The sequence below is a fragment of the Bradyrhizobium sp. WU425 genome, from assembly GCF_021052305.1.
Taxonomy (GTDB): Bacteria; Pseudomonadota; Alphaproteobacteria; order Rhizobiales; family Xanthobacteraceae; genus Bradyrhizobium; species Bradyrhizobium canariense_D.
Genome location: NZ_CP088089.1, coordinates 5,372,870 through 5,389,331 on the forward strand (window position 1 = coordinate 5,372,870; position 16,462 = coordinate 5,389,331).

The following is a 16,462-nucleotide window of genomic DNA, read 5'->3' on the forward strand; positions in this document are numbered from 1 at the left end:
TCGCCGGCCGGGCGTCAAGGGGCGACGGGCGGACGAGGCGGTCATGACGGATAATTCCCCGCCAGCGCGCCGAACAGGATGACGGCCGCCGTGGAGGCCGCTCCGCCCCGCGCAAGCTGCTCAGCAAGTTCCGAAATGGTGGTGCGGACCAGCCGCTCATCGGGACGGCCGAGCGATTCGGCAAACAACGCCGGCGTGGTTGGGGCGAGCCCGTGCTCGATCAATTTGACGACCAACGCCGGAAACGTCCGCCGGCCCATATAGACCACGGTTGTCGCCTCCGGATCGGCCAGCGCCGCCCAATTGAGATCTGGCGGCAGCTCGCCGGTGACGTCCGCCCCGGTCACGAACTGCACGCGGCGCGAGGTGTGACGCCGGGTCAGCGGAATGCCGGCTTGCGCGGCGGCGACACAGGCCGAGGTGACGCCGGGAATGATCTCGTAGCCGATGCCCGCTTCGCGCAGCGTCTCGAGCTCCTCCTCAAGCCGGCCAAAGATGCCGGCATCGCCCGACTTCAATCGCACCACGCGCGCGCCTGTCACGGCATAGTCGACCAGCAGGCGGTTGACATGGTGCTGCTTGGTCGAGGCCCGCCCTGCCCGCTTTCCCACCGCGACGAGATTGGCGCCGGGCCGGGCCAGATCGAGGATCGCGCCTGAAGCAAGATCGTCATAGAGCACAACGTCGGCCTCGCGCAGCCGCGCTGCACCCTTGAGCGTGAGCAGCTCGGGATCGCCGGGCCCGGCGGAGACAAAGGAGACAAAACCGCTCACCGGTCCTCCGCGATCAGATGGAAGAACGTGCCGGTGGCTTGTCCCCGCCGCGAGCCGGTCTCGGCAATGACCGCACCTGTCGCGTCGTGCACGACCGCCAGCGCCGTGTCGGGCTGCGCGACTATGGTCGAATAGTGGAATTCATGGCCACGCAGGCGTGCACCCGCCTGATGACCCGGCATCGGCGCGGCGAGCTCGGCCAGACGATAGCCCAGATGCATGCGGCGCTTGGCAAAGCTCGTCTCCAGGCCGAGCAGGCCCGTCATCTCGTGGCTGATGCCATCGGCGTCGGTCAAAGCGGTGCCCAGCACCATATAGCCCCCGCATTCGCCGTGCACCGGGCGCGTCTCGGCGAAGGCGCGCAATCCGCTGCGGAAGCGCGCATTGGCAGCGATCCTGCCGGCCTGCAGCTCGGGATAGCCGCCAGGCAGCCAGCACACATCGGCGACCGGATCAGGGGCTTCATCGGCGAGCGGCGAGAATGTCGAGATCTCCGCACCCGCCGCGCGCCACGCTTCCAGCATGTGCGGATAGACGAAGGAGAACGCGGCATCACGGGCAAGCGCAATGCGCTGGCCGGGCGGCGTCACGTTGACGCCGCTTGCGGCAGGTTGCGGCGACCAGGTGGCCGCCGAACGCAGCACCGCGTCGAGATCGACATGCTCGGCAACGAAGCGCGCGGCCTCGTCGATCAGCTTGCCGATTTCCGCCTGCTCCTCGGCCTGCACCAGTCCGAGATGCCGCTTCGGCAGGCTGATCTCGGCATGGCGCGGCAGCGCGCCGAATACGGCGATGCCGGCATCCAGCAGCGCGCGCCGCACGAGGGCTTCGTGGCGCGGGCTGGCAACGCGATTGAGCACGACGCCTGCAAGGCGCACACCGGGGCGGTAGTCGCGAAGGCCCGCCGCGATCGCGGCCGCCGTTTGTGCCTGTCCTGAGGGATCGATCACCAGCAGCACCGGCCAGTCCAGCATCTCCGCGATGTCGGCGGTCGCCCCGGTGCCGCAGACGCCACGCGCGGCGACGCCGTCGAACAGACCCATCGAGCCTTCGGCCAGCACGACATCGGCGTCAATGCCGCGACTGACGAGATGCGAGATTGTCCCGCGATCCATCGCCCAACTGTCGACATTGACCGAGGCGCGTCCCGTCGCGGCGGCATGAAACGCGGGATCGATGTAATCGGGGCCGCTCTTGAAGCACTGCACCCGCAATCCGCTGTTGCGCCAGGCGCGAGCAAGCGCCAGCGTCAGTGTGGTCTTGCCGACGCCGGAGGCCGGCGCGGAGATAACGAGCCCTGCCGCCATCACGACACCTCCGGAAAGCGCGGCTCGGCGCCGACCGGCCGATAGCGGCGGTCATAGTCGGCAGCATAGAGACGGCTCTCGGAAAAATCCGCCGAGCCCAGCGTCTTGCCGACCAGGATCAACGCGGTGCGCTCCATCTCGCCCCCGACCGCAGCGTCGAGTGTTGCGAGCGTGGCGCGGATGATGCGCTGCTCGGGCCAGCTCGCACGCCAGACGATCGCGACCGGGCAATCCGCGCCATAATGCGGCGTCAGCTCAGCGACGACCTTGTCGAGCAGATGAATCGACAGATGGATGGCGAGCACCGCGCCGGTGGCGGCGAAGGCGGCAAGCTTCTCGCCTTCGGGCATCGCGCTGGCGCGGCCCGGCGTGCGCGTCAGCACCACGGTCTGGGCAAGGCCGGGCAGCGTCAGCTCGGCCTCCAGCGCAGCCGCGGCGGCCGAGAAAGAGGGAACGCCGGGCGTGACCGTGTAGGGAATGTCGAGCGTGCGCAGGCGGCGGAGCTGTTCGCCCATCGCCGACCAGATCGAGAGATCACCGGAATGCAGCCGCGCAACGTCCTTGCCATCGGCATGGGCGGCGGCGATCTCCGCGACGATCTCATCGAGCGACAGCGGCGCGGTGTTGACGATCCGCGCCCCGGGCGGGCAATGCGCCAAGACGCCCTCTGGCACAAGTGAGCCAGCATAGAGGCAGACCGGACAGGCGGCGATGAGATCGCGGCCGCGCAACGTCAGCAAGTCAGGAGCGCCTGGCCCTGCCCCGATGAAATGCACCGTCATGCGCCGTCTCCTTCCGCGATCGCCGCGGTCGCGGTGCGATCCTGCGAGACCACCCGCGTCGCAATCAATCGCGCGCGAGGTCCGGCCGCTGCGAGCGCCGCCGCCTCGGCAACCGATCCCGTCCCGAACTTTTCCACGACGAGCTTTGACTGCGTCGGCGTGTCGATGCCAACAAGCACTTCGGCGGCAACCGCCTTGATCGGCAAGCCGCATTCGCGCGCGAGCTGCTTCAACACCTCCTCGTCGGCCTTATCGCTGACCGTCGCCACTGCTGCGAGGCCTTCGGGACCACCGGCCGCCAGAAGCGCCTCACGCAGCGAGGCCAGCGTGACGTCCCGCTTGAATCCGAGCCCGGCGACCTTCATCGGACCGCGCTCCATTGCACCACGGGCCGCACGGCCTCCCAGGACCGGTAGCGGCCGAGCGAAGCGGCATGCGCAATCTCGACCCGCATCAATTCGCCGCCGTGGCGCTGGTGCAGCTCACCGAGCAACGCTTCCGTCTCCAACGTTACTGAATGCGCGACCAGCCGCGTACCGGGCGAGAGCCGCGGCCAGATGGCGTCGAACATCGCGATGTCGAGACCGCCGCCGATGAACACGGCGTCAGGCCCGTCCAGCGTAGCAAGGGTTTCAGGCGCTTTTCCCGCGATGACTGTGATCCGATGTGCCAACCCGAACGCCGTCGCATTGCTGCGAATGTTCGCTGCGCGATCCTCGCGCGCCTCGACGGCGATCGCGGTGCCCCCGCACAGCGTCCACTCGACCGAGATCGAGCCCGAGCCCGCACCGATGTCCCATAGCCGTTCACCGGGACGCGGCGCCAGCGCCGAAAGCGCGAGCGCACGGACCGGACGCTTAGTGATCTGGCCGTCATGGACGAAGAGTTCGTCCGATAGTCCCGAGCTGTGGGGGATGCCCTGCGCGCCCGCCGCCTCAACGGCTACCGCGACCAGATTTCCGGCAAGATCGCCTGCGAAGCTGTCGGCGCGATGCGCGTTGATCCTTTCGCGCGGCCCGCCAAGCGCAGCGAGTGTCCAGAATGCCGAGGCACCCCATCCGCGCGCCGTCAGCCATTTCGCGAGATCGCCTGCCGCCTTTGCGTCGCGCACGAGACAAATGATGCGTGCCCCTCGCGCCAGGTGTGGCACGAGACGCTCGAATGGCGCGGCGTGGAGACCGAGACAGGCAACGGATTCCAGACGCCAGCCAAGCCGCGCAGCAACGAGCGAGAATGTCGAGGGAGCCGCATACGCGATCCATTCGTCGCCATGGAGCTTCTCGGCGAGGCTCGCGCCGGCCCCGTGCCAGAACGGATCGCCGGAGGCGAGCACCGCCGTCGGGCGACCACGGCAGCTCAACACGATTTCTGCATCGAACGGCACCGGCCATGGACGGCCGCGCCCGGTTATGCCGGCGAGTGCAAGATGCCGTTCACCGCCAAAGACAGTTTCGGCATCATCGAGCGCCTTTCGGCTTGCCTCGGACAGCCCGGCAAGGCCATCTTCGCCGATACCGATGATGGTCAGCCAGGGATCAGCCATGACGCGCGCCCTCATTCTGGGCGGAACGGCCGACGCGAGCCTGCTCGCGGCGGAGATCGCGCGCGCCGGCGTCGATGCCGTGTATTCCTATGGCGGCCGCACCCGCGCGCCCGCCGGTCAGCCGTTGCCGACGCGGATCGGCGGTTTTGGCGGCGCAAGCGGACTTGTCGATTACATTGGTCGGAAACACATCACGCATGTAATCGACGCGACGCATCCCTTTGCCGCCGAGATGAGCCGCAATGCGGTCGCGGCATGTGCGGAAACCGGCACGCCGCTGATCGCTCTCGAGCGAGCGCCGTGGACCAAAGCGCCCGGCGACAACTGGATCGAAATACCTGATGTCGACGCCGCGGTCACCGCACTGCCTGAAGTGCCGGCAAATGTGTTCCTCGCCATCGGCCGCCAGCACATCGCGCCGTTCGCGACCAAGCCGCAGCACGCCTACACGCTGAGATTCGTCGATCCGCCCGATGCGCCGCTGCCCTTCGCCGCGGACGTCATCGTGTCGCGTGGGCCGTTTACGCTTGAGGGCGAACTGGAGATGCTGCGCGCGCGAGGCATCACCCGGATCGTCGCCCGCAATTCCGGCGGCGACGGCGCGCGCGCCAAGATCGACGCCGCCCGCAGGCTCGGCCTGCCCGTGATCATGATCTCGCGGCCGCAACTGCCGGAACGCTTGCGGGTCGAGAGCGTGGCCGAGATCATGCAGTGGCTCGGTCATCGGGCCTGCCTCGGCGCATAGACCCAGCGGCCGACGCGGCGTGTCTGCGAGTTGCCGACGATCACCAGCGTGCGCATGTCGGCCATCTCGGGCCGGGCTTCGTTCAGCCTGACGGTCTCGATCTTTTCATCGGCGGCGCTGATCGCGCGCGCGAAAATCACAAGACGGTCGCCACAGCCGGCCTCGTTCAGCACCGCGAGCGCACGGCCAAATCCTTCCGGCCGGCTCGCCGAGCGCGGATTGTACATCGCGATGGCAAAATCGGCTTCCGCGGCGAGCCGCAGGCGCTTCTCGATCACCGCCCACGGCTTGAGATTATCGGAGAGATTGATCGCGCAGAAATCATGGCCGAGCGGTGCGCCGGCGCGCGCGGCAGCCGCCAGCATCGCAGTGACGCCGGGCAGCACGCGGATCGGCAGCTCCTGCCATTGCGGCGCCTGTTCGAGCGCCTCGAACACGGCGGACGCCATCGCGAAGACGCCGGGGTCGCCGGAGGACACGATGACGACTTGGCCGCCTTCGGCCGCGAGCCGCAGCGCCTCGCTCGCGCGCTGCAGCTCTTCGCGATTGTCGGAAGGATGCAAAGTGAGCCCTGCCCGCGCTGGCACGCGCGCGACATAGGGCGCGTAGCCCAGAATGTCGGTCGCGGCGGCAAGCGCGGCGGAGACCTCGGGCGTCACCAGCGCAGCGCTGCCCGGGCCGAGGCCAGCGATGGTCAGCGTGCCCGTCATTCGGCGGCGTCCGGATGCCGGCCCTTGCCGTGCACGAGCACGATCGCAAAATAGGGGCAGTCGGCGGCGTCGATCTCCGCAAGCCGCACCACGCGCTCGCCCGGCATGGTGCCGCGCTCGACCAGCCACGCATCGTCCAGCCGTCCGGCGGCAGCGAGCGCGCGGCGCACTTTCGCGAGATTGCGCCCAGTCTTCATGATCACGAGCGCATCGGAATCGCGCATGCGGCGTTCGAGCTCGTCCTCGGCGAGCGTGCCCATGAGCACCGTCGTCACGTCGTCGCCGAGCGCAATCGGCTGTCCCACGCCATTCCAGCAGCCGACCATGCCGGGAATGCCGGCGATCACCTCGATCTCGACGCGGCCCTGCAGGCGCATGTGCAGATGCATGAAGGAGCCGTAGAAGTAAGGATCGCCCTCGCAGAGCACGACGACGTCGACCGCGCGCGCCAGCCGCGCCAGTCGCTCCGCCCATTCGTCGTAGAAGCCGGCAAGCAACTGGACATATTCAGGCGTGTCGAAGGCGATCTCGGTCGTAACAGGATATTCCATCGGATATTCGGTGACGTCGGCAGCCAGCATGCCCTCGACGATGCGGCGCGCCTGGCCGGGCCGGCCCTTTTTGCGGAAATAGGCGACATGCCTCGCGCCGCGCACCGTGCGATCGGCGCGCACGCTCATCATATCAGGGTCACCGGGGCCGAGACCGCAGCAGATGATGCGTCCCATCGCTATTCGCTCCGGCTCGCCAGCGCGTTCACGGCGGCGACCGTGATCGCGGAACCGCCAAGGCGGCCCTCGACCGTCAGCGCCGGCACCGGGGAAACGGCCATCAGCGCAGCCTTGGATTCGGCCGCGCCGACGAAGCCGACCGGACAGCCGATGATTGCCGCGGGCCGTGGGCAGTCCCGGTCCTCCAGCATGTTGAGGAGATGGAACAGCGCGGTCGGCGCATTGCCGATCGCCACGATCGCGCCGTCGAGATGCGGCCGCCACAGCTCCAGGGCCGCGGCCGAACGGGTGTTGCGCATGGACTGCGCGAGCGCGGGAACGGTCTCGTCGCCCAGCGTGCAGATGACGGCGTTGGCGGCGGGAAGCCGCGCCCGCGTAATTCCTTCAGAGACCATGCGCGCGTCGCACAGGATCGGTGCGCCCTTCTGCAAGGCCGCGCGTGCGGCGACCGCCATGCCTGATGTGAAGCGGATATGCGCTTCGAGGCCCACCATGCCGGCGGCATGGATCATCCGCACCACCACCTGCTCCTCGTCCGGCGTGAAGCGCGCAAGATCGGCTTCGGCCCGGATGGTGGCAAAGGACTGCCGGTAGATCGCAGCGCCGTCGGTCTCGTACGTGTGCGGCATCAGTGCCCTCCCATCAGGATGGAGGGATCTTTGACGATGTCGTCGCGATTCAGCCCGCGCAGGATGGGCTCATCGCGCGTCGACCCGGCGCGCACGAGATCGAAGCCTGCGCCGGTCGCGACCAGAGTGATGGCGGCGGGACCAGAATGGGCGCAGCCCTTGGCACAGCCGGAGACGTGTAGCCGTGCGGCCGCGCCGATGTTCGGCGCCAGGGCCGCGGCAAGGCCACGGGTATCGGCATGCGCCTCGCGACAGCGTGGCGCACCGCTACAGGCGATGACGCGCAGCGCAGGGTCGTAGGCCTCGGTGATCAGGCCGGTCGCGTTCGGCATCACGCGCTTGGCTTCGCTCAAAACCATCCGCCACGGCGTCATGCGCAGCGCATGTCCGCAACCGGCGAACTGGTTGAGCGTTGCATGCGCCATCTGTCCGAAGGCGACCCCGACCATCGCACCTTGCGCATAGAGGCCGGGACGCGCCGCGGCCATGATCGGCGCCGGCTCGGCCTCGCCGCGCAATGCCGCCGGCAAGATTGCACCGGCTGCAAGATGCGCCGCCATCCGCCCTGGCCCGCCTCTCGCGCCGCCGGAGGTCACGAACCAGCCGGCGAATGCGAGCGCGGTGGTCACGGCCTCGCCACGTGGGACCGAGCGGCCGAGTTTGTCGCCATCAGCCCGTACCAGCAGTCCGCCGGAACCATCGCGCTCGATCCGCACGTCGGCGGAATCGCCCGCAAGCACGCGTGAGGTGCCGTCGTCGATGGCGAAGCCGAACTTGGTTGGAAGTTCGAGCTGGCTGTCGGCGAGCGCCTCCTCGAGCTCGGCGGCGAGCGATTGGGTCTCGTCCCCGCTACGCCAGAACGGCGTCACAAGGATGTTGCGACGGGATTCGGTCTCCGCATCCGGGTCGAGCAGCGCCAGTTGGGAAAGGCCATCGAGCAGCAGCCTGTGGCTGGTCTCGTTGACGCCCCTGATCTGGAGATTGGCCCGGCTGGTCACGTCGATCAGGCCATTGCCATGGCGTTCGGCGAGATGAGCCAGTCCGGAGATCTGCGCCGCGTCGAGCCGTCCGCCGAACGGACGCACGCGGGCCACCAGCCCGTCGCCCGATTGCATCGGGCGCAGCGCGCCGGGACACCAGCCCTTGACCACGGAAGCACTCATGAGGCCTCCCGCAGCGCAGCCGCAATCGAGTTGCGGCGCGTTCGCCAGAGCGAGGCTTCATGCAGGCGCGTGAAACACGTTTCCATCGCGGCGAGTGCCGCCGGATTTTCGCGGGCCATGAAGGCGTGGACGTAGTCATGGCCGAGCGTCGCATCGTAGTAGAGGTCGAACAGATGCGGCGGCACGGCGCCGGCCAGATGCGCGAAGGCGGCCATGTGCTCGAGCGTCGCGGTGATCTCGGCCGCCCCGCGAAAACCGTGGCGCATCATGCCCGCGATCCAGGCCGGGTTGGCCGCGCGCGCGCGGACGACACGGGAGATTTCCTCGGTCAGCGTACGCGCATGCGGCTGCTCGGGGCGCGTCGCATCGAGATGATAGAGCGATGGTCCCGCCGCGCCGAGATGGGCCGCGGCAGCCGCAATGCCGGCCTCATGCGCGGCATAGTCGGCCGCGAGCAGAAGATCGGTTTCCGGCAAATCCTGCATGTGAACAAAAGCATCGGCCGATACGATCCGCTTCTCGATACCGGCACGATCGAGCTTGATTTCGCCATCGGCCGAGAACGCCCATGACGATGCCGAGAGCCACGCTTCGCCGGCGGCTTCGCGCGTCTCGGGCGTGAAGGCGTCCGGGATTGCCGAGAGACCCACGCCGTATTGTCCGGGACGCGGCGCGAACACGCGCGATGTGCGATGGCGATATGGATTTTCGTCGCCCTCGTCCTCGCGGACCGACAGCGCCGCGGCTGCCGCCTCGAACAATTGCGCAAGGCCTGAGAAGACGTCGCGGAACAGGCCCGAGACACGCAGCGTGACGTCGATGCGGGGCCGGCCAAGCTCCGCAGGCGCGATGATGTCGTAGCCGGTGACACGGCCGGAAGCATGATCCCAGCGCGGTGCGAGGCCGGCCAGATGCAGCGCCATGGCGAACTCTTCGCCGGCGGTGCGCATTGTCGCCGAGCCCCAGAGATCGACGACAAGGCCCTTTGGCCAGTCGCCATGATCCTGCAAATGACGACGTAGCAATTCTTCGGCGAGCTTGATGCCTTGCGCATGCGCCGACGGCGTCGGCACCGCGCGCGGATCGACGGCGAAAAGGTTGCGTCCCGTGGGCAGCACGTCCTGGCGGCCGCGATAGGGCGAACCTGACGGCCCCGGCGCGACGCGCCGGCCTGCAAGCGCGGCCCGCAAAGCGTCGCGCTCTGCTTCACCGCAGGCGCCGCGGCCGAACACGTGCAGGCCGTCGCCGAACTGGCTTTCCTTGAGATCGCAGACGAAGCGGTCGATCCGCGGGATCGCTTCGGCCGGAGCGGCCGCTGCATCGAGGCCAAGATCGTCTTCGAGGCCAGCCGCGCGTGCCTCATCGCGGATCGCGGCGATCAGACGCTGGCGGCGGGCGGGATCGAGACCATCGGCCGTCGAGTACTCGTCGAGGAGCTGTTCAAGCCTGCGCAATCCGTCCGGCACCGCTGATATTGCGAGCTGCGGCGGCAGATGGCCGATGGTGACGGCCCCCAGGCGCCGCTTGGCCTGCGCAGCCTCGCCGGGGTCGTTGACGATGAAGGGATAGATGACGGGCAAATCGCCGATCAGGGCTTCCGGCCAGCACGCCTGCGACAGCGCCACGGATTTTCCGGGCAGCCATTCCAGCGTGCCGTGCGCGCCCATGTGCACGACGGCATCACAGCCCTGCTCGCGGAGCCAGAGATAGAACGCGACATAGGCATGGCGCGGCGTGCGGGCGAGATCGTGATAGTCGGCATCGCGCGCGGTCGCATCGCCACGCTCCGGCTGAACCGCGATGATCGACCGGTCGCATTGAATCGCAGCGAAATGGAACGCGCCGTCGCGACAACCCGGATCGGTCTCCAGCGCGCCCCAGGCTTGCGCGAGATCATCCTGCAACACTTGCGGAAGGCGCGACAGTGCAGCACGGTAATCGGCGACGCTCCAGCTCAAGGTCTGCTTGAGCAGCGTCTCGCCGAGGGCATGGACCGGATCGAGATCAAATCCGGCCTCCGCGAAGTCGGACACCAAAGCCTCGACCGACGCCAGCGCATCGAGACCCACCGCGTGCGCGATCTGATGCGGACGGCCCGGATAGTTGGAGAGCACGAGTGCCATCCGCTTGTCAGCGGCCGGCGTCTCCGCAAGGCGCCGCCAGGCCGCAACGCGCGCGGCGACGGCCTTCACGCGCTCCTCGTCAGGCCTGTGTGCCAGATGCGAAAATTGCAAATCGGGATCCCGCATCGCGGCAGACTTGAAGCTCACCACGCCCGCGAACAGGCGGCCGTCGACCTCGGGCAGCACCACATGCATCGCGAGGTCGCCGGGCGACAGGCCGCGGAGCGAGCTCGCCCAGTCCTCGCGGCGGGCCGTGGAGAGCGCGACCTGGAACACGGGGCAGGATGCGGCGTCGAACGGCGTCGTGCCGTCGTCGCCCATCGCCGAGAACGCGGTCGCATTGACGATCGCGGCCGGAGGATTTTGCGCGAGATATCCGCGCAACCAATCTGCAACGCCTGGAGCCTTCAGCGAGGTAACGAAGACACCAAACGCGTCGAACCCCTTCTCGCGCAATGCGGCGACCAGGGCATCGACCGGGCCGGTGTCGGCAGCGGTGAGATAGGAGCGATAGAAGGCCACGAGCGCGCGCGGCCTGCCCTCACCCGACGCCGGCGCGGCAATGACGCCGCGCGCGGGATCGTAAAAGCCCATCTCGGGCACGGTCATGTCGCCGATAACAGGTCCCGCATAGAGGCCCGAAGCCAGCGCAAGCTGCGCGATCGCGGCTTGCGATGGGACGGGGCCGCCGGTGTCGCAGAGCACCTTGAGCCGCCGCAACGTCGAGACCGGCAGGGTCGAATACGCGTCCAGCCGCGTATCGTCGCGGCCGTCGGCCGGCAGCACGGCCAGCACGATGCCGCGCTCCTTCGCCAGCTGCTGCAGGGCCGCGAGCCCATACGGCCAATAGGATTCCCCGCCGATCAAACGCACGAGAATGCCGCGCGCGTGCGCAAGCGTGCGTTCGACATAGGTGTCGACCGAGAGCGGATGACGAAGTTCTGCGAGATTGACGAGCCGCAGCGACGGCAGGCTGTCGCGGCCACGGCGCCAGCCGGCCGCGAACGCGGCAAGATCGGAATCCGAATACGAGAGCACCACGAGATCGGCCGGGTCCTGGCCAATGTCCCTTGGTATCGCGGTCTCCTCGAGACCGCGGCTCTCGCGGAAGACGACGTGCATCAGATACCGGATCCTGAAAGACCGAGTCCCGCCTTGATCGCGGCCTCGTCGATATCGCCGTGCTCGCCGATCACGACCAGCTTTGACTGCCTCGCACCCGCGCCCCAGGGCTGGTCGAACTGGTGGCGCACGCGCTCGCCCACCGCTTGCAGCAAGAGGCGCATCGGCTTGCCTTGCACCGCGATGTAACCCTTGACGCGCAGCACATTCTGCTCGCGCGCCAGACGCTGAACGGATGCAACCAGCGCTTCGATATCGGTGACCTCAGGAAGATCGATCACGACGGACGCAAAATCGTCGTGCTCGTGATCCTCTTCGCCGTCGTGATGCGAGGGACGCGCGGCGAGATCGTTCTCGGCGGCAGCACCGAGGCCGAGGATGAGGCGCGCGTCGATCGCGCCGTCGGTGATCGCCAGCATCGGCACGCGGCGCGACATCTCGGCGGTGATCGCCGCCTTGGCCGCTTCGAGGCCTGCCGCGCCCGCAAGATCGGCCTTGGTCAGCAGCACGATGTCGGCGCAGGCGATCTGGTCCTCGAACACTTCCGACAGTGGCGTCTCATGGTCGAGATTGCCGTCCGCCGCGCGCTGCGCTTCGACGGCAATTGGGTCGGGCGCGAAACGGCCGGCGGCGACAGCTTCGGCGTCGGCAAGCGCGATCACACCATCGACGGTGATGCGCGAACGGATCTCCGGCCAGTCGAACGCCTTGAGCAGCGGCTTGGGCAGTGCCAGGCCCGAAGTCTCGATCAGAATATGATCGGGCCGCACCGGCCTCGACAGCAGCTTCTCCATGGTCGGAATGAAATCGTCGGCGACGGTGCAGCAGATGCAGCCGTTGGCGAGCTCGATGATGTTCTCTTCCGGGCAATTCGCATCGGCGCAGGATTTCAGAATCTCGCCATCGACGCCCTCGCTGCCGAACTCGTTGACGAGCACCGCGAGCTTCTTGCCGTTGGCATTGGCAAGCAGATGCTGGATCAGCGTGGTCTTGCCGGAGCCGAGAAAGCCCGTGACGACCGTGACCGGGACTTTTGCGAGCGAATTCATTCGGCGGCCTCCGGCACGACGGCCAAGGGGGAAATGGGGGGAATGCGGGCAAGCGATTGCTTGCGGAAGATCTCCGGGCGGCTGCGCCAGGGCACAAGGCCGTCGGGCGCGGCCGCATAGGCCGCGGCGCCCGCGACCACGTCGTTCGCATTCGCATCCGAGAGGCGACCATAGACATAGGACCAGCGGCCGGGCGCGCTGAGCGCGACCGAGCAACCCTGGTTGCATGCCGACAGGCATTCGACGGGAACCACGCTGACGCCGTCAGGCACGCCGGCCTCGAGGATCGCACCATGCAGGCGCTTGCCGGGCGTCGTCTCGCCCTCGCCAAGCGTCTGGCCGGCGCGGCAGGTGATGCAGACATGAAGTGTGACGGTCATCGCTTCTTCCAGAATAAACAGCGGGAAGCGAAGAGGCCCACGAACCGTTCTTGCGAAGGCCCGTTTCCCCGTCGCGGAACACCCCGTCCGCCGGTCCAAAATCGTCCGCGCTGGCAGGTCTCCCGGCTTGCGGAGCAGGGTTTCCCCTTCGATCCCCGCCTTCCCGATCCCCAGGGGATCAGTGGCTTCGGGCATCTCTCCGGTCACGGTCGCGGGGGCGGCTGCATTTTGGAACCAAATCTTGCCGATTCGGACCCTATCGCATTCCCTCTTCGCCTGTCGTAGGACAGGAACCAACGCCGGGCCACCATTTGCCCCCGACCGCCTCTTGTCAAGCCGAAGGACCCCGTCCGATGACCTCCGAACCGGATAGCCAGACGGCCGACGAAACCGACGCCCGCCATGCCTCGAAAATGGCGAAGAAGAAGGTCGCCCGCGACAAGATCATGGCGACCAAGAGCGGCGAAAAGGGCCTCATCATCGTCCACACCGGCGCCGGCAAGGGCAAGTCCTCCTCGGCCTTCGGCATGATCGTCCGCTGCGTCGCCCATGGCTTCCCCTGCGCGGTCGTGCAGTTCATCAAGGGCGCCTGGGATACCGGCGAGCGCCGCATGCTCACCGGCCATTTCGGTGACCTCTGCCAGTTCCACGCCATGGGCGAAGGTTTTACCTGGGAGACGCAGGACCGCGCCCGCGACATTGCCGCCGCCCGCGCCGGCTGGGAGAAGGCCAAGGAGCTGATCCTCGATTCGAATCTCCGCATGGTCGTGCTCGACGAGATCAACATCGCGCTGCGCTACGACTATCTCAATATCGCCGAGGTCGTCGATTTCCTGGTGACCTCGAAGCCGCCGATGACGCATGTCGTGCTCACCGGCCGCAACGCCAAGGACGAGCTGATCGACATCGCCGATCTCGTCACCGAGATGACGCTGGTCAAGCATCCCTTCCGCTCCGGCATCAAGGCGCAAGCCGGCGTCGAGTTCTAAGAAACTCGCGATGGCGCGCGCATTGATGATCCAGGGGGCCGGCTCGGACGTGGGCAAATCGCTCATCGTCGCCGGCCTCGCGCGCGCCTTTGTGCGACGCGGCCTATGCGTGCTCCCGTTCAAGCCGCAGAACATGTCGAACAACGCGGCCGTGACTGTCGACGGCGGCGAGATCGGCCGCGCCCAGGCGCTCCAGGCGCTCGCCGCCGGCGTCGAGCCGCACACCGACATGAACCCGGTGCTGCTGAAGCCCGAGACGGATGTCGGCGCGCAGGTGATCGTGCATGGAAAACGCATCGCGACCGCGCGTGCGCGTGAATATGCGGCGATGAAGCCGGCATTGATGGACGCGGTACTGGAGAGCTTCGAGCGGCTGAAGGCGCGCGCCGATCTCGTGCTGGTGGAAGGCGCCGGCAGCCCGGCCGAGGTGAACCTGCGCAAGGCCGACATCGCCAATATGGGTTTTGCGCGCAAGGCCGATGTGCCGGTCGTGCTGGTCGGCGACATCGACCGCGGCGGTGTCATCGCGCAACTCGTCGGCATCAAGACAGTGATCGACCCGGATGATGCCGCGATGATCCAGGGCTTTGTCATCAACAAGTTCCGCGGCGATCCCACGCTGTTCGATGACGGCTACAAGCTGATCGAAGAGAAGACCGCATGGCGCGGCTTTGGCGTGCTGCCCTGGTTCGCGCGCGCCGGCGAGCTGCCGGCAGAGGATGCGCTGGGCCTGAGCGATGCGCGCAAGCCGGGCCAATGCAAGATCGCCTGTCTCGCGCTGTCGCGGATCGCCAATTTCGACGATCTCGATCCGCTCAAGCTCGAGCCTGGCGTCGATCTGGTGATGGTGCGGCCGGGCGAAGCCATTCCCGGCGATGTGCGCCTCGTCATCATTCCCGGTTCGAAATCCACCCGCGGCGACCTCGCCTTTCTCCGCGCGCAGGGCTGGGACATCGATCTGCTGGCGCATTGCCGCAGAGGCGGCCATGTGCTCGGCCTCTGCGGCGGCTATCAGATGCTCGGACGCAGCGTCAGTGATCCCGATGGGATCGAGGGCCCCGCCGGCGACACACCGGGTCTCGGGCTTCTGGATGTCGAGACGGTGATGAGCCCGCAGAAGACGCTGACGCGTGTCGCGGCCGTGCATGCCGCGACGGATCAACCGATCGAAGCCTACGAAATCCACATCGGCCGCACTGATGGGCCGGATCGCGCGCGGCCATTCGCAAGGCTGAATGGCGAACCGGAAGGCGCGATCTCGCGCGACGGGCGCGTGCAAGGCAGCTATCTGCACGGCCTGTTCACGTCGGATGATTTCCGCAAGGCCTTTTTGGCGAAGCTCGACATTCCCGCCGGCGACGAGCCCTATCACGCCAGGGTCGATAGCGCGCTCGATGCGCTCGCCGATCACATCGAGCAACATCTCGACATCGACGGCCTGCTCGCGCTAGCGCGCTAGAGCCTCGGCCAGGCGCGTCCATTCGGATTCGCCGCCCGGAAGCCCGAGGCGCAGCCATGTCGGCTCTCGCGCGAACACGCGCGACCAGATATGGCGACGCGCCAGCTTCTCCTGCGCGGCAGGCGCGTCGGGCGTCTCGTAGAGACGAAACAGCTGGGTCCCGCCGACGAGCGTCCAGCCTTGCGACTGCACCATGCCGTCGAAACGACCGCAGTCTCGCGCCAGCCGCGCGGACGTGGCCTCCGCCCAGGCATCGTCACGCAGCGCGCGGCAGCCGATGGAGATCGCCGCTCCCGAGACCGGCCAAGGCCCCGACATCGAGGCGAGCCTGGCGATGTCGGACGAATTGCCGAGCGCGAAACCGAGCCGCAGGCCGGCAAGGCCATAGAACTTTCCGAAGGAGCGCAGGATCAGCAGCCCCGGCCGGTCCCCGGATGCAAGCGATAGCTGCGGGGCTACATCGGCGAAACTCTCGTCGACGACGAGACGACCGACGCGCGGCAGCAGCGTCAGCAAATCCCTTGGTGGGTGGCATCGGCCGTCGGGATTGTTGGGATTGACGACTATGGCGAGGTCCGCGCCCGCCAATGCGTCGAAGTCCCCGACCTCCTGGACCTCCCAGCCCGCGGCCGAGAGGACCCCGGCATATTCGTTGTAGGTCGGGGCGAGGATGCGCGCGCGGCCGGGTGGCGCAAGTTGCGGCAGCAGTTGAATCGCCGCCTGTGCGCCGCCGAGCGCGACAACCGCCGCGCTCGTGCGGTAAGCGTGCCGCGCCGCGTGATGCAGCGCCTCGATCTCGGCGCGCGACGGCAACGCGCTCCACGCGCGCGAACTCACCTCGCCCACGGGATAAGGCAGGCGGTTGATACCGGTCGACAGATCGATCCAGTCCTCCGCGCGACCGCCGAAGCGCTGCTGGGCCTGATCGAGATTTCCACCGTGCTCGCGCATGCGCTG

Annotated in this window: 16 protein-coding genes and 1 riboswitch; of the genes, 3 read left to right on the top strand and 13 right to left on the bottom strand. The window is 67.7% G+C overall.

Going from position 1 to position 16,462, the window contains the following annotated elements:
* Positions 1-41 precede the first annotated feature (41 nt).
* Genes cobA through cbiE form a run of 5 tightly spaced genes read right to left on the bottom strand, consistent with a single transcriptional unit; the run spans position 42 to position 4,405 of the window.
* Entirely contained in the window at positions 42-773 is a 732-nt protein-coding gene (cobA, locus tag BcanWU425_RS26115) for a uroporphyrinogen-III C-methyltransferase (RefSeq protein ID WP_018458670.1), read from the bottom strand.
* Positions 770-2,080, bottom strand: a complete 1,311-nt coding sequence (locus BcanWU425_RS26120) for a cobyrinate a,c-diamide synthase (RefSeq protein ID WP_018458669.1) — start codon at positions 2,078-2,080, stop codon at positions 770-772. Before BcanWU425_RS26120 ends, cobA begins: the two co-directional genes overlap by 4 nt.
* Positions 2,080-2,862, bottom strand: a complete 783-nt coding sequence (cobM, locus tag BcanWU425_RS26125) for a precorrin-4 C(11)-methyltransferase (protein ID WP_018458668.1) — start codon at positions 2,860-2,862, stop codon at positions 2,080-2,082. The genes BcanWU425_RS26120 and cobM overlap by 1 nt, the downstream gene beginning before the upstream one ends.
* Positions 2,859-3,227 carry a cobalamin biosynthesis protein gene (locus BcanWU425_RS26130; protein ID WP_162496360.1) on the bottom strand — a complete coding sequence of 123 codons (369 nt, stop codon included), beginning with the start codon at positions 3,225-3,227 and terminating at the stop codon, positions 2,859-2,861. Before BcanWU425_RS26130 ends, cobM begins: the two co-directional genes overlap by 4 nt.
* Positions 3,224-4,405: a precorrin-6y C5,15-methyltransferase (decarboxylating) subunit CbiE gene (gene cbiE, locus BcanWU425_RS26135; protein WP_204510773.1), complete on the bottom strand. Its 1,182-nt coding sequence runs from the start codon at positions 4,403-4,405 to the stop codon at positions 3,224-3,226. The genes BcanWU425_RS26130 and cbiE overlap by 4 nt, the downstream gene beginning before the upstream one ends.
* On the opposite strand from cbiE, the gene BcanWU425_RS26140 reads away from it, so the two are divergent.
* Positions 4,404-5,150 carry a cobalt-precorrin-6A reductase gene (locus BcanWU425_RS26140; protein WP_204510772.1) on the top strand — a complete coding sequence of 249 codons (747 nt, stop codon included), beginning with the start codon at positions 4,404-4,406 and terminating at the stop codon, positions 5,148-5,150. The two genes, cbiE and BcanWU425_RS26140, sit on opposite strands and share 2 nt — an antisense overlap.
* Here BcanWU425_RS26140 and cobJ read toward each other — a convergent pair.
* Genes cobJ through BcanWU425_RS26175 form a run of 7 tightly spaced genes read right to left on the bottom strand, consistent with a single transcriptional unit; the run spans position 5,126 to position 13,057 of the window.
* The gene (gene cobJ / locus BcanWU425_RS26145) at positions 5,126-5,860 is read right to left on the bottom strand and encodes a precorrin-3B C(17)-methyltransferase (RefSeq protein ID WP_018458664.1); all 735 of its coding nucleotides are present in this window, start codon (positions 5,858-5,860) and stop codon (positions 5,126-5,128) included. The genes BcanWU425_RS26140 and cobJ overlap by 25 nt on opposite strands.
* The gene (locus BcanWU425_RS26150) at positions 5,857-6,588 is read right to left on the bottom strand and encodes a precorrin-2 C(20)-methyltransferase (RefSeq protein WP_026233633.1); all 732 of its coding nucleotides are present in this window, start codon (positions 6,586-6,588) and stop codon (positions 5,857-5,859) included. The genes cobJ and BcanWU425_RS26150 overlap by 4 nt, the downstream gene beginning before the upstream one ends.
* 2 nt (positions 6,589-6,590) lie before the next feature.
* Positions 6,591-7,220, bottom strand: a complete 630-nt coding sequence (locus tag BcanWU425_RS26155; RefSeq protein ID WP_018458662.1) for a precorrin-8X methylmutase — start codon at positions 7,218-7,220, stop codon at positions 6,591-6,593.
* Positions 7,220-8,383, bottom strand: a complete 1,164-nt coding sequence (gene cobG / locus BcanWU425_RS26160; protein ID WP_204510771.1) for a precorrin-3B synthase — start codon at positions 8,381-8,383, stop codon at positions 7,220-7,222. Before cobG ends, BcanWU425_RS26155 begins: the two co-directional genes overlap by 1 nt.
* Complete coding sequence (gene cobN / locus BcanWU425_RS26165) at positions 8,380-11,628, bottom strand: cobaltochelatase subunit CobN (RefSeq protein ID WP_204510770.1); 3,249 nt, start codon at positions 11,626-11,628, stop codon at positions 8,380-8,382. Before cobN ends, cobG begins: the two co-directional genes overlap by 4 nt.
* Positions 11,628-12,677, bottom strand: coding sequence for a cobalamin biosynthesis protein CobW (cobW, locus tag BcanWU425_RS26170; RefSeq protein ID WP_204510769.1), 1,050 nt, complete (start codon positions 12,675-12,677; stop codon positions 11,628-11,630). Before cobW ends, cobN begins: the two co-directional genes overlap by 1 nt.
* Positions 12,674-13,057, bottom strand: a complete 384-nt coding sequence (locus BcanWU425_RS26175; RefSeq protein ID WP_204510768.1) for a DUF1636 family protein — start codon at positions 13,055-13,057, stop codon at positions 12,674-12,676. The genes cobW and BcanWU425_RS26175 overlap by 4 nt, the downstream gene beginning before the upstream one ends.
* A gap of 95 nt (positions 13,058-13,152) precedes the next feature.
* A riboswitch (cobalamin riboswitch) is annotated at positions 13,153-13,370 on the bottom strand.
* A gap of 40 nt (positions 13,371-13,410) precedes the next feature.
* Between BcanWU425_RS26175 and cobO the strand changes: the two genes are divergently transcribed.
* Entirely contained in the window at positions 13,411-14,046 is a 636-nt protein-coding gene (cobO, locus tag BcanWU425_RS26180; protein WP_204510767.1) for a cob(I)yrinic acid a,c-diamide adenosyltransferase, read from the top strand.
* 10 nt (positions 14,047-14,056) lie between these two features.
* Entirely contained in the window at positions 14,057-15,505 is a 1,449-nt protein-coding gene (locus BcanWU425_RS26185) for a cobyric acid synthase (RefSeq protein ID WP_204510766.1), read from the top strand.
* Here the strand turns inward: BcanWU425_RS26185 and cobD are convergent.
* Positions 15,494-16,456, bottom strand: a complete 963-nt coding sequence (cobD, locus tag BcanWU425_RS26190) for a threonine-phosphate decarboxylase CobD (protein WP_204510765.1) — start codon at positions 16,454-16,456, stop codon at positions 15,494-15,496. The genes BcanWU425_RS26185 and cobD overlap by 12 nt on opposite strands.
* Positions 16,457-16,462 lie beyond the last annotated feature (6 nt).